12 protein-coding genes and 5 tRNA genes are annotated in these 12,257 nt (G+C 41.9%); all 17 read right to left on the bottom strand.

The features are described 5' to 3' along the window. Positions 1–12: 12 nt before the first annotated feature. Positions 13–3,822, bottom strand: coding sequence for a DNA-directed RNA polymerase subunit beta (rpoB, locus tag BWX39_RS08415; protein WP_028905372.1), 3,810 nt, complete (start codon positions 3,820–3,822; stop codon positions 13–15). Positions 3,823–3,987: 165 nt separating this feature from the next. After that, the gene (rplL, locus tag BWX39_RS08420; protein ID WP_028905371.1) at positions 3,988–4,368 is read right to left on the bottom strand and encodes a 50S ribosomal protein L7/L12; all 381 of its coding nucleotides are present in this window, start codon (positions 4,366–4,368) and stop codon (positions 3,988–3,990) included. Positions 4,369–4,427: 59 nt separating this feature from the next. Next, positions 4,428–4,946: a 50S ribosomal protein L10 gene (gene rplJ / locus BWX39_RS08425; protein ID WP_014709521.1), complete on the bottom strand. Its 519-nt coding sequence runs from the start codon at positions 4,944–4,946 to the stop codon at positions 4,428–4,430. 18 nt (positions 4,947–4,964) lie between these two features. Next, on the bottom strand, positions 4,965–5,657 hold the full coding sequence (gene rplA, locus BWX39_RS08430) for a 50S ribosomal protein L1 (protein ID WP_014709520.1): 693 nt from the start codon (positions 5,655–5,657) through the stop codon (positions 4,965–4,967). 21 nt (positions 5,658–5,678) lie between these two features. Continuing rightward, positions 5,679–6,119 (bottom strand): 50S ribosomal protein L11, encoded by a 441-nt coding sequence (rplK, locus tag BWX39_RS08435; protein ID WP_014709519.1) that lies wholly within the window; start codon positions 6,117–6,119, stop codon positions 5,679–5,681. Between the two features lie 54 nt (positions 6,120–6,173). Continuing rightward, entirely contained in the window at positions 6,174–6,719 is a 546-nt protein-coding gene (nusG, locus tag BWX39_RS08440; protein WP_014709518.1) for a transcription termination/antitermination protein NusG, read from the bottom strand. 14 nt (positions 6,720–6,733) lie between these two features. Then, positions 6,734–6,937: a preprotein translocase subunit SecE gene (secE, locus tag BWX39_RS08445; RefSeq protein WP_014709517.1), complete on the bottom strand. Its 204-nt coding sequence runs from the start codon at positions 6,935–6,937 to the stop codon at positions 6,734–6,736. Positions 6,938–6,952: 15 nt separating this feature from the next. Next, positions 6,953–7,025: transfer RNA gene (locus tag BWX39_RS08450), tRNA-Trp, on the bottom strand. Between the two features lie 47 nt (positions 7,026–7,072). Beyond that, the gene (tuf, locus tag BWX39_RS08455; protein WP_028905370.1) at positions 7,073–8,263 is read right to left on the bottom strand and encodes an elongation factor Tu; all 1,191 of its coding nucleotides are present in this window, start codon (positions 8,261–8,263) and stop codon (positions 7,073–7,075) included. 72 nt (positions 8,264–8,335) lie between these two features. Next, a tRNA-Thr gene (locus BWX39_RS08460) sits at positions 8,336–8,407 on the bottom strand. 7 nt (positions 8,408–8,414) lie between these two features. Next, a tRNA-Gly gene (locus BWX39_RS08465) sits at positions 8,415–8,487 on the bottom strand. A gap of 68 nt (positions 8,488–8,555) precedes the next feature. Then, positions 8,556–8,637, bottom strand: a tRNA-Tyr gene (locus BWX39_RS08470). 20 nt (positions 8,638–8,657) lie between these two features. Continuing rightward, positions 8,658–8,731 (bottom strand) — tRNA-Thr (locus tag BWX39_RS08475). A gap of 102 nt (positions 8,732–8,833) precedes the next feature. Continuing rightward, complete coding sequence (gene hpf / locus BWX39_RS08480; protein ID WP_014709515.1) at positions 8,834–9,130, bottom strand: ribosome hibernation-promoting factor, HPF/YfiA family; 297 nt, start codon at positions 9,128–9,130, stop codon at positions 8,834–8,836. A 25-nt stretch (positions 9,131–9,155) separates the two neighbouring features. After that, on the bottom strand, positions 9,156–10,037 hold the full coding sequence (gene xerC / locus BWX39_RS08485) for a tyrosine recombinase XerC (protein WP_028905369.1): 882 nt from the start codon (positions 10,035–10,037) through the stop codon (positions 9,156–9,158). A gap of 74 nt (positions 10,038–10,111) precedes the next feature. After that, entirely contained in the window at positions 10,112–10,303 is a 192-nt protein-coding gene (gene rpsU / locus BWX39_RS08490) for a 30S ribosomal protein S21 (protein ID WP_004362489.1), read from the bottom strand. Between the two features lie 183 nt (positions 10,304–10,486). Continuing rightward, positions 10,487–11,647, bottom strand: coding sequence for a serine hydrolase domain-containing protein (locus BWX39_RS08495; RefSeq protein ID WP_028905368.1), 1,161 nt, complete (start codon positions 11,645–11,647; stop codon positions 10,487–10,489). Positions 11,648–12,257 lie beyond the last annotated feature (610 nt).

Below are 12,257 nucleotides of genomic sequence, written 5' to 3' on the forward strand. Positions count from 1 at the left end.
GGGGTGTGCAAATTAATCAAGTTTGATGCTTAATCCAAGACCGCGAAGCTCGTGGAGCAACACGTTCAACGACTCAGGAATGCCTGGTGTTGGCATTGGTTCGCCCTTTACAATAGACTCGTATGCCTTAGAACGACCTACAACATCGTCAGACTTAATTGTCAAAATCTCTTGGAGTACGTGTGAAGCACCGAATGCCTCGATAGCCCAAACTTCCATTTCTCCAAATCGCTGTCCACCAAATTGTGCCTTACCACCAAGTGGCTGCTGCGTAATGAGTGAGTATGGACCAATGCTACGTGCGTGCATCTTGTCTTCAACCATGTGTCCTAATTTCAAGAAGTAAGTAATACCCACCGTTGCTGGCTGGTCGAAGCGTTCTCCAGTCTCACCATCATAGATATAAGTAGAACACATTGGAGGCAAGCCTGCCTTGTCGGTCCATTCCTTCAAGTCCTCAAGTTTAGCACCATCGAAAATCGGAGTAGCAAATTTAACACCCAAATTGCGACCTGCTACACCAAGGATAGCTTCGAAAATCTGACCAAGGTTCATACGAGAAGGCACACCCATAGGGTTTAATACCAAATCGACAGGGCGACCATCTTCGAGGAACGGCATATCTTCTGCACGTACAACCTTTGATACAATACCCTTGTTACCGTGGCGACCAGCAAGTTTATCACCTACTTGAATCTTACGCTTCTTCGCAATGTAAACCTTCGCCATCTGGAGAACACCTGATGGGAGTTCGTCTCCGATGGTAATAGCAAACTTCTTACGCTTAAGTTCAGCGTCCATCTGCTTGTACTTACGAATGAAGTTCATTATAAGTTTCTGAATCAAAAGGTTGGTATGCTCATCGTCGGTCCAGCCGTTTGACTGAATACCCTCGTAGTCAAGGTTCTTCAAAGCAGCCATAGTGAATTTTGTTCCCTTGGTAATAATCTCTGCATTTGAATAATCCTTAATGCCTTGCGATACCTTGTCTTCTGTCAATTCGAGAAGCTTGTCAACCAACAAGTCCTTCAAATCGTTGATTTTTACCTCTTGTTCTTCATCGAGACGTGCCAAAGTAACTTTATCGTGACGCTTGCTTTCGCGTGTCTTGATAGCACGTGCAAACAATTTCTTGTCAATAACAACACCACTCAAAGATGGGTTGGCTTTCAAAGAAGAGTCTTTAACATCACCTGCCTTGTCTCCGAAGATGGCACGGAGCAACTTTTCTTCTGGTGATGGGTCGCTTTCTCCCTTTGGAGAAATCTTACCAATCATTATATCGCCTGGCTCAACACGTGCACCGATACGGATAATACCGTTTTCATCGAGGTCCTTTGTTGCTTCTTCGCTAACGTTAGGAATATCGGCTGTAAACTCTTCAACACCACGCTTTGTTTCGCGAACTTCGAGAGAATACTCGTCTACATGCACAGATGTAAGTACATCTTCACGAACCATTCGCTCTGAAATAACAACAGCATCTTCGTAGTTGTAGCCCTTCCAAGGCATATAAGCTACAAGGAGGTTGCGTCCAAGTGCTAATTCACCATTCTCGGTTGCATAACCTTCAGTAAGTATATCGCCTTTCTTAACACGCTGTCCCTTATTACAAATAGGACGAAGGTCTACCACCATATTTTGGTTGGTGCGACGGAACTTAGAAATACGATACTCTTTTAACGCTGGCTCGAAACTTACAAACTCTTCATCGTCCGTACGGTCGTAGAGAATACGAATTGTAGTTGCGTCCACATATTCGATAACACCGTCGCCTTCAGCAGTTACCATCGTACGAGAATCTTCGCACACCTGCTTCTCCAAGCCTGTTCCTACAATAGGAGCATCGTTATGAAGCAATGGCACAGCTTGGCGCATCATGTTACAACCCATCAGTGCACGGTGACCGTCATCGTGCTCCAAGAATGGAATTAAGCCAGCAGAAACTGAAGCAATCTGCTGTGGAGCAACGTCCATCAAAGCTACTTGACTTGGTTCTACTACTGGATAATCGGCATCTTGGCGACACTTTACATAGTCACGAATGAATGTACCATCTGGGTTCAATGGTGCATTACCCTGTCCTACTGGGAGATCTTCTTCCTCTTCCGCAGTCATATAAACAACGTGTTCGTTGTCTAAGTCTACCTTTGACTCTGTAACCTTTCTATAAGGAGTAACAATAAAGCCAAGGTCGTTAATCTTTGCATAGAGACACAATGAAGAAATTAAACCAATGTTTGGACCTTCAGGAGACTCAATAGGACACAAGCGACCATAGTGTGTATAGTGGACGTCGCGAACTTCAAAACCTGCACGTTCACGAGAAAGACCACCAGGACCTAAGGCTGAAAGACGACGTTTGTGCGTAACTTCTGCCAATGGGTTGGTTTGGTCCATAAATTGACTCAATGGGTTGGTACCAAAGAAGGAGTTGATAACGCTTGAAATAGTTTTTGCATTAATCAAATCAGTTGGTTGGAACACTTCATTGTCGCGAACATTCATACGTTCACGGATAGTACGGCTCATACGAGCCAAACCGATTGAGAACTGATTTGCTAATTGTTCTCCAACAGTACGAACACGACGGTTTGACAAGTGGTCAATATCATCAACTGTTGCATTCGAATTTACGAGGTTAATCAAATACTTGATAATCTCAATAATATCATCTTTCGTTAAGACACGAACGTCCATATCGGTGTCAAGTCCTAACTTTCTATTAATTCTGTATCTACCTACTTCACCGAGATCGTAGCGTTTATCAGAGAAAAACAGGTTTTGGAATACTTCTCTTGCACTCGCATCGTCAGCAGCATCAGCATTACGCAACTGACGGTAAATATAGTTTACTGCCTCGATTTCAGAGTGGCTGGGGTCTTTTGCAAGCGTATTGAAGATTATAGAGTACTTGTTTGCTACATCTTCATCTTTATGCAAAAGCACAGAAGACACACCGCTTTCGAGAATAACATCAAGATTCTCATCAGTGATTTCTGTTTCACGTTCTACGACAACTTCATTACGCTCAATAGATACTACTTCACCTGTATCTTCATCAACAAAGTCCTCATTCCAGCTTTTCATAACATTACCAGCCAACTTGCGTCCCAAGGCAGCTTTCATGTTTTTCTTGTTTACCTTAACCTCTTCGCAAAGGTCAAAAATTTGAAGAATATCCTTATCGCTTTCAAAACCTATTGCGCGAAGCATCGTTGTAACAGGCAACTTCTTCTTACGGTCAATGTAAGCATACATTACATTATTAATGTCCGTGGCAAACTCAATCCAAGAGCCCTTGAATGGAATAATACGAGCACTGTAAAGCACTGTACCATTTGCATGAACACCTTGACCAAAGAACACACCTGGAGAACGGTGCAATTGAGATACAACCACACGTTCAGCACCATTGATAACAAATGTACCATTACTTGTCATATAAGGAATTGTACCAAGGAACACATCTTGAATAAATGTTCCAAAATCCTCATGGTCTGGGTCAGTACAGTAGAGCTTCATCTTAGCCTTCAAAGGCACACTATATGTCAAGCCACGCTCCAAGCATTCTGAAATAGAATAGCGAGGTGGATCGATATAATAATCCAAGAACTCAAGAACGAAATTATTGCGTGTATCGGTGATAGGGAAATTCTCTACGAAGACCTTATATAAACCGTCATTCTTGCGTTCCTCAGGCGGAGTATCAAGCTGTAAAAAGTCGCGGAACGACTTCAACTGTAAATCCAGGAAGTCCGGATATGGGTACGGACTTTGCACACTGGCGAAGTTTACTCTGGGTTTATTCTCTGTTGCCATAAAATATTTTTAATAATGTTCGTGGCTAAGATGCCACAAATGCGTAAGAAAAGTGTCGAAAGACACAAAAAGGTTAGGACTCACCTACTTGGTAAATCCTAACCATATTTTTATAAAATGTGATTTTATGCTATTATAAAAGCATCAACCACTTTAGAAGAGTTCTTACTTCAACTCTACCTTAGCACCTTCAGCTTCGATGAGCTTCTTCAAGTTTTCAGCCTCGTCTTTAGCAACACCTTCCTTGATAGTAGAAGGAGCACCATCAACAAGATCCTTAGCGTCCTTCAAGCCAAGACCGCAAGCTTCCTTAACAGCCTTAACTACCTTAAGCTTGTTTGCACCAGCTTCAGCGAGAACTACATCGAACTCTGTCTTTTCTTCAGCTGCAGCAGCTGCGCCACCACCAGCAACAGGACCAGCAACTGCTACGGCTGCAGCAGCAGGCTCAATTCCATACTCGTCCTTGAGGACAGTTGCTAACTCGTTTACTTCCTTAACAGTAAGATTTACTAATTCTTCTGCAATAGCTTTAATATCTGCCATTTTATTCTAAATATTTAATTTTGTTCTGTTATTAATGTAATTTTCGACTTTATTAAGTTTTATTCAGGACGCTCGCCTAAAGTCTTAAGCACACCATGAATAGTGTTTGCGCCAGATTGAAGAGCAGAAACCACGTTCTTTGTTGGAGACTGCAGCAATGCCACAACGTCAGCAATAAGTTCGTTCTTGCTCTTGAGAGCTACAAGTTCTTCGAGTTTATCAGCACCAACGAACATAGACTCTTCAGCGTAAGCCGCTTTCAAAGCAGGAATACCTTCCTTTGTATATTCTTTAAGGAGCTTTGCAGGAACATTAGCTACCTGTGTAAACATAATAGCTGTATTACCTTTCAAAGAACCATAGAGAGGTTCATAATCTAATTCTGAAGCCTCAAAAGCTTTGTGGAGAAGATTGTTCTTAACAACAACCATTTTAATCTCGCTTTTGAAGCACTTACGACGGAGAGAGCTTGTAGCCTCTGCATTCAACCCCGTAACGTCTACAAGGTAAAAGTGAGGATATTCCTTAAGTTTCTCACCGAGTTCAGTGATAATCGTATCTTTAACTTCTTTCTTCATTTTACAAAACTTTTAGAGTTATTCAGCTGATTTAGGATCAATCTTGATACCCTTACTCATTGTGCTTGAAATAAAGATACTCTTGATATATGTACCTTTAGCAGCAGCAGGCTTCAATTTAACAACGGTAGAAATAAATTCCTTTGCATTGCCAAAAATCTGTTCAGCAGACATACTGATTTTACCAATAGAGGTATGGATAATACCAGCCTTATCAACCTTAAAGTCGATCTTACCTGACTTAACATCCTTAACTGCCTTCGCAACATCCATAGTTACAGTACCACTCTTAGGGTTTGGCATCAATCCACGAGGACCGAGTACACGACCTAAAGGACCAACCTTACCCATGCAAGATGGCATAGTAATGATTACATCAATATCTGTCCATCCACCGTTAATCTTTTGAATATATTCATCAAGACCAACGTAATCAGCTCCAGCTTCCTTAGCGGCAGCTTCCTGATCAGGAGTACAGAGACACAGCACACGTGTCTGTTTTCCTGTTCCGTTTGGCAATGTTACCACGCCACGAACCATTTGGTTTGCCTTACGTGGGTCTACACCCAAACGAATATCAACATCAACAGATGCATCGAATTTTGTTGTGGTAATTTCCTTAACAAGTTCAGATGCCTCTGCTAAAGTGTATGCCTTCCCTAATTCAACCTTCTCAGCTACTGATTTCTGATTTTTTGTCAGTTTACTCATTTTTACTTTTGAAGTTTAATATTATTTACCAGGGAAGTCCCCTTTTACAGTGATTCCCATACTACGTGCAGTACCAGCGATAAGTTTCATAGCACTCTCAACTGTAAAGCAGTTGAGGTCTGGCATCTTATCTTCTGCAATAGCTCTAACCTGTTCCCAAGTTACAGAAGCAACTTTTTTACGGTTTGGCTCGCCTGAACCGCCTTTTACCTTGGCAGCCTCGAGCAACTGGATAGCAGCAGGAGGTGTCTTGATAACAAAGCTGAAAGACTTATCGTTGTAGTATGTAATAACAACTGGAAGAACTTTTCCAGCCTTATCCTGGGTGCGGGCATTGAATTCCTTGCAGAAACCCATAATATTAATACCCTTAGAACCCAATGCAGGGCCTACGGGAGGGGAAGGATTCGCTGCGCCACCTTTAATCTGTAATTTGATTAATCCAGCAACTTCTTTAGCCATTTCTTTGTTAATATTTAAAATTGATTTATATAAAAGAGGTATGCTCGTAACAGCTTATTCCTCTTTTGCTACTTGCATAAAACTTAGCTCCAACGGGTTCTGTCGTCCGAAAATCATTACCATTACCTTCAGCTTGTGCTTCTCGGTATTCACCTCTTCGATGATACCATGGAAACCGCTGAATGGACCATCGGTAACTTTCACAGACTCTCCAACTGTATAAGGAATATCTTGTACTTCTTCAAGTACAGAGTCCTCTACATTTCCGAGTAAACGGTTCACCTCTGCCTGACGAACAGGTGTCGGTTCTGCCATTCCACCAAGGAAACCTAATACATTAGGCATAAAACGGAGTGTTGATGCAATCTCCGAATTCATATTGGCTTGTACAAGCACATAACCAGGAAGACTTAACTTCTCGGTAACAACACGCTTGCCATTACGCAAAGATGCGTGACTTTCGGTAGGTAACAAAACCTCGAAAACACGCTCTGCCAACTTCGCATTCTGTCGTAATTCTGCATCGATGTATTCTTTCACCTTTGCTTCCTTACCACTGATGGCACGAAGTACATACCATTTCTTTTCAGTATCAGCCATTCTTTCCTAATGCTTTAGCCTGGATAAACAAACTCCATCACATGCTGTGATATAAAATCAAAAGCAAACACAATAAGCGCAATGATTAGGGAAGCAGATAATACTACCATTGCACTGTGTGTAAGTTCGGCACGTGTAGGCCATGTCGTCTTATGCGCAAGTTCGTTATAACAATCCTTGCAGTATTCTAAGAATTTTGTAAATATTCTTTTCAACATATTATCTTCTTTTAGCACGGGTTGAAGGGCTCGAACCCTCGACACCTGGTTTTGGAGACCAGTGCTCTACCAACTGAGCTAAACCCGTAGATAGATTCCCGCTATACGGGAATCTATTTATTTTGGTATATCGAATTAATCTTCGTAAACCTCTGTAATCTGACCAGAACCTACTGTACGACCACCCTCACGGATAGCGAAACGTAGACCTGCGTTCAAAGCAACAGCGTAGATAAGTTCAACCTTGATTTCTACGTTATCACCAGGCATTACCATTTCAATTCCTTCTGGCAATGTGATTTCACCTGTACAGTCCATTGTACGGAGGTAGAACTGTGGACGATACTTGTTACCGAATGGAGTATGACGACCACCTTCTTCCTTCTTCAAGATATATACAGTAGCCTTGAAGTTCTTGTAAGGCTTAATCTGGCCTGGGTGGCAAAGTACCATACCACGCTTGATTTCATTCTTATCGATACCACGGAGAAGCAAACCTACGTTATCACCAGCTTGACCTTCATCGAGAAGCTTGCGGAACATTTCCACACCAGTTACAGTAGACTTCTTGTCTTCACCAAGACCGAGCAATTCAACTTCGTCACCTACGTGGATAACACCAGTCTCGATACGACCAGTAGCAACAGTACCACGACCTGTGATTGAGAATACGTCTTCGATAGGCATCAAGAATGGCTTATCTGTAGCACGAGGAGGCTCTTGTATCCACTCATCAACAGTGTCCATAAGCTCCATAACCTTGTCGGTCCACTTTTCAACACCGTTCAAAGCACCGAGTGCAGAACCGCGGATAATTGGAGTATCTTCCTCATATTCGTATTGTGTAAGAATTTCGCCGAGCTCCATTTCTACGAGTTCGAGCATTTCCTCATCTTCAACCATATCACACTTGTTCAAGAATACAACCAAGCGAGGTACGTTTACCTGACGAGCGAGCAATACGTGCTCACGTGTCTGAGGCATAGGACCGTCTGTAGCGGCACAAACCAAGATAGCACCGTCCATCTGAGCAGCACCAGTAACCATGTTCTTTACATAGTCGGCGTGACCAGGACAGTCTACGTGTGCGTAGTGACGCTTTGCGGTTTCATACTCAATGTGTGAAGAGTTGATGGTAATACCACGTTCTTTTTCTTCTGGAGCGTTGTCAATCTGATCAAAAGACTTAGCTTCCTCGCCGCCAAAGCCCTTATCATGGAGGGTTTTAGAAATGGCAGCTGTCAATGTAGTCTTACCGTGGTCTACGTGACCAATTGTACCAATGTTTACGTGCGGCTTGGTACGCTGAAATGTCTCTTTAGCCATAGCTTATTGTTTAATTTATAAATGAATAATCTTTGTTTTTCTTTCTTACTCTGTAATAAAAGAGAAAAGTAGAGCTGTAACTGAGAGTTGAACTCAGGACCTCTTCCTTACCAAGGAAGTGCTCTACCACTGAGCTATTACAGCAAGAGTGAGCGGAAAACGGGGCTCAAACCCGCGACCCCCAGCTTGGAAGGCTAGTGCTCTATCAACTGAGCTATTTCCGCATTTTTCCGTTTAGTCTCTGTTCTGAATTGAAAGTCGCCCAAAACGGCAAGTACCTCTCTACTTGTTGTGGGTAGTGATGGATTCGAACCACCGAAGCTAGAAGCAGCAGATTTACAGTCTGCCCCATTTGGCCACTCTGGAAACTACCCAAAGTTTTCCTTTTCAGGAGAGCCTCTTGTCGGATTCGAACCAACGACCCCGAGATTACAAATCACGTGCTCTGGCCAACTGAGCTAAAGAGGCGAATTGCAGCCGTTTGGCTACTCGTGTTTACAATTAGTCGTAAAACGGCTGCAAAGATACTGCTTTATTTTTTATCCTCCAAGAAATCGAGGATATTTTTTCTTATTTTCTTTGTTTTTCCTTTGCCTTGATGAGCTGAACCTTCATTGCGTCCAAGCATAAATCTACCCCTTCTTCGAAGGTGTCGCAGGTTTTCTCTGCGAACAGTTTGTTCCCTGGTATTGAGACCGTCAAACTTGTAGTCTTATTCATAGCCGCAGCAGGTTTCTCAACCTTTAATTGCACCTCAACTTTCTGAATGTCTTCGTAAGTTTTTTCAAGTTTTTCGACTTTCTTATTGATGAAAGCCTCTAATTTCTCGGTAGTGTCAAAGTGAATTGCTTGAATTTTAATGTCCATAATTACCTCCTTTTTTTATTTAAGGTTATGCCCGTGGGTGGGCTTCGTTATACGCTTTTTTCAATTGCTCGAAAGTTACGTGTGTGTATATTTCTGTCGTTGCGATATTCTCGTGTCCGAGCAGTTTCTTCACACTTCCCAATCCAGCTTTGTTGTTAAGCATTGCTGTCGCAAACGTATGCCGTAGCACGTGTGGCGATTTCTTCTTCAATGTCGAGACTTTTGCAAGGTTTGCTTTCACCATCGTCCTTACCTGACTTGCCGTTACACGCTCACCTTTTTCGGTTACGAACAGAGCATCATACACTCCTACTTCCGAATCTCGCTTCTGCAAATATGCTGTCAGCGTTGTTTCGAGTTCTTCACCAAAAGGGATAATACGTTGTTTATCGCGCTTTCCCGTTACCTTAAGCTCGTGGGTTACGAAGTTTACATCTTTCATATCCAACCCAACGAGTTCGGAAACTCTGACGCCTGTTGAATAGAACGTTATTATTATGGTACGCGCGAGTACATCTTTATATGTATCTGTCCACATCTTCGGGTCAATCAGCTTGTCCATTTCCGTTTCTTTCAGAAACTGTGGCAACACTTTCTTTCTTTTAGGCCCTTGAATGTTGTAAGTAGGGTCGGTTTCAACGACTCCTCTTTTCAGTGCGTAACGATAATAGGAACGTAGGGCACTCAGCCTTCGATTTACCGAGGCGGGAGCATTTCCCTTGTCCATCATTTGCTCTATCCAATCTCGGATAATGTCTGCATCAACATCTTTCCAAGACAAGTCGGCTTCCAACTTTCTGAAAAACAGTTCAAACTGTTCTAAGTCCGCTCTGTAATTGTCTATTGTTTTTTGCGAATAGTTCCGCTCCAAACGCAAGAATTTCAAAAAGTCTTCTATGCTCAACATCGTTGCAAATACTTAACTCTTGGCAACGAAGTTACGGAATTTTCTTTGAACTACCAAATTTTCACGCAAGAATTTTACTCCTCTGCGTTGCGAAGTCGCTGTACGTAAATGGCACGTTCCATCTTCAAGCGCTTCTTAACAGAAGGTTTGTCAAACTGTTGACGAGAACGAAGTTCTTTTACAACGCCTGTTTTTTCAAACTTTCTCTTAAATTTCTTGAGTGCTCTTTCGATGTTCTCACCATCCTTAACTGGTACAATAATCATGCTTGTTTGTTTTATTTATTAATTATGTGAAACATTTGCCAAGCGGCATTACACCACTTTAGCGGGTGCAAAATTACGGCTTATTTTCCTATCTACCAAATAATTGGCTGTTTTTTCTGCGTTTTAGGCATTTCGGAGGTGCTAAAATTCATTTTCTGCACCCTTTCCCTACCACCTAACAATTCACCACTTAACACCTTTCTTTGCAAGCAAATCTACTACATCTCGCACAAGCACATCGTATTGGCACCGTTTGTTTTCGCCTAAGCGCACGGCAACAACATTGTATTTGGGATAAACGAAGATGGTTTGACCGAAAAGTCCTATAGCACAAATGGCTTTACTCTTAGAGAAATTATACCAACCTAACGAGTATTTGTCTTTGTCTTCTTTCATTGCAGGCACGTACATCTGTGCTATCCAAGCAGAATCGACTATCTGCTTTCCGTTCCAATTGCCTTGATTCAGCACCAACCTGCCTATCTTTGCCAAGTCGCGAACATTGGTATTTATGCCTCCATAGCTTTTTGCATTGCGGTGTTTCTTGCTGTCGAGTGTTACGGTTGCCTGCGTCTCCATACCGAGTGGCTTCCAAAGCTTTTCGCTCAGATAATCTGCGTATTTCACACCTGTTGCACGTTCCAGCACATAGCTCAATATGGCAGTCGTCATACTGTTGTACTCGTATTTCGTTCCCGGCTCACATTTAAACTTCAATTTCTTTATCTGTTTAAAGGCATTATGCCCAAAATACAGCAATGCCATTGAACAAAACGGATTAGAATAGTTTTCGCTATACTTCAACCCAGCCTGCATATTCAGCAGATGGCGTATCGTCAGCCGCTGAAAATGCTCGTCAGCATTGCGCAGCTCCGGAACATAATCGGTAACACAGTCGTCTATGCTCCGTATTTTCCCCTCCTTCACAGCAACGCCACACATCAGCGCAGTTACCGATTTAGACACAGAAAAGATATTCGAATGACCCAATTTCTTCAACCAACCATTGTAATGTTCGTACTTTATCGTGTCGTTCTGAATGATGATAAACGCCGATGCCCCACCGTCCATACAGGTATATTCGGCAAAAGTCTTATCCTTTACAGGCTTCTTGTAATTAGCAAACGTAAGTTTCAAAGTATCTAACACACGCTGATGCAATGGCATTTCCGCAAAATGGAACACATTCTTGGCATTGTTGGCAATGGTATCGTGTGCAAACAACCGACCATCACGAATACTGGGTGCGTGCTTCACCAATGCGCGCATTTCACGAAAGACGATACACGATGTCAGCATCGCCATCAATACAAAACAAACCGCAAGCGTTAAATATCTCTTCATAAACTTGTTTTTAGTTCATTACGTTACATCAATTCAAAAGCAAAGATAGAAAAATAGGTTTTAACAACAAAATCCAACAACCCCTATTAGCCTTTTCATTTTGTTAATTATATATAAACAAAAATCGAATTTGTTAAAAATAAAGTGTGAAACAATGGCAAGAAGGTGGGTTTTACGAACTACAAAAATATTATTCGCAAATAAGCGCAAGATTGGTGTGCAAACGTAACCTTTTAGCAGTGAAACTTTTGCGCTCATTTATGGGATATTTGTGCAACGAAACACGTATAAAATGTTCGCAAAATAAACAATAAAGGTAACATATAGAACTAAGATAGCGTTGCAAAAGCTATTGTTTTGCAATGCGAAAGCGGCTCTTTTGCAATGCAAAAGCATAGGTTTGACCTGACGAAAGCGTAGGTTTTGGAAAACGGAAACGATTTTCTTGGAAAACAACAGCATTTTTATTGTTTCACGATTCTATTTCAACGATTCTGCCCAAGTTTCTGCATTAAACATTTATACACAGTTTTTAAGACTTTGAGAAAGAAAATACGAAGTTCACGAAACCAAACAAAGCCAAATCAAGGGATAAAATACGTGATAACCA

The organism is Prevotella intermedia ATCC 25611 = DSM 20706, from assembly GCF_001953955.1.
Taxonomy (GTDB): domain Bacteria; phylum Bacteroidota; class Bacteroidia; order Bacteroidales; family Bacteroidaceae; genus Prevotella; species Prevotella intermedia.

Excerpts from the sequence above, each read along its gene's own strand:
- rpoB (WP_028905372.1), bottom strand. The coding sequence starts at position 3,822 with ATGGCAACAGAGAATAAACCCAGAGTAAACTTCGCCAGTGTGCAAAGT.
- rplL (WP_028905371.1), bottom strand. The coding sequence starts at position 4,368 with ATGGCAGATATTAAAGCTATTGCAGAAGAATTAGTAAATCTTACTGTT.
- rplJ (WP_014709521.1), bottom strand. The coding sequence starts at position 4,946 with ATGAAGAAAGAAGTTAAAGATACGATTATCACTGAACTCGGTGAGAAA.
- rplA (WP_014709520.1), bottom strand. The coding sequence starts at position 5,657 with ATGAGTAAACTGACAAAAAATCAGAAATCAGTAGCTGAGAAGGTTGAA.
- rplK (WP_014709519.1), bottom strand. The coding sequence starts at position 6,119 with ATGGCTAAAGAAGTTGCTGGATTAATCAAATTACAGATTAAAGGTGGC.
- nusG (WP_014709518.1), bottom strand. The coding sequence starts at position 6,719 with ATGGCTGATACTGAAAAGAAATGGTATGTACTTCGTGCCATCAGTGGT.
- secE (WP_014709517.1), bottom strand. The coding sequence starts at position 6,937 with ATGTTGAAAAGAATATTTACAAAATTCTTAGAATACTGCAAGGATTGT.
- tuf (WP_028905370.1), bottom strand. The coding sequence starts at position 8,263 with ATGGCTAAAGAGACATTTCAGCGTACCAAGCCGCACGTAAACATTGGT.
- hpf (WP_014709515.1), bottom strand. The coding sequence starts at position 9,130 with ATGGACATTAAAATTCAAGCAATTCACTTTGACACTACCGAGAAATTA.
- xerC (WP_028905369.1), bottom strand. The coding sequence starts at position 10,037 with ATGTTGAGCATAGAAGACTTTTTGAAATTCTTGCGTTTGGAGCGGAAC.
- rpsU (WP_004362489.1), bottom strand. The coding sequence starts at position 10,303 with ATGATTATTGTACCAGTTAAGGATGGTGAGAACATCGAAAGAGCACTC.
- BWX39_RS08495 (WP_028905368.1), bottom strand. The coding sequence starts at position 11,647 with ATGAAGAGATATTTAACGCTTGCGGTTTGTTTTGTATTGATGGCGATG.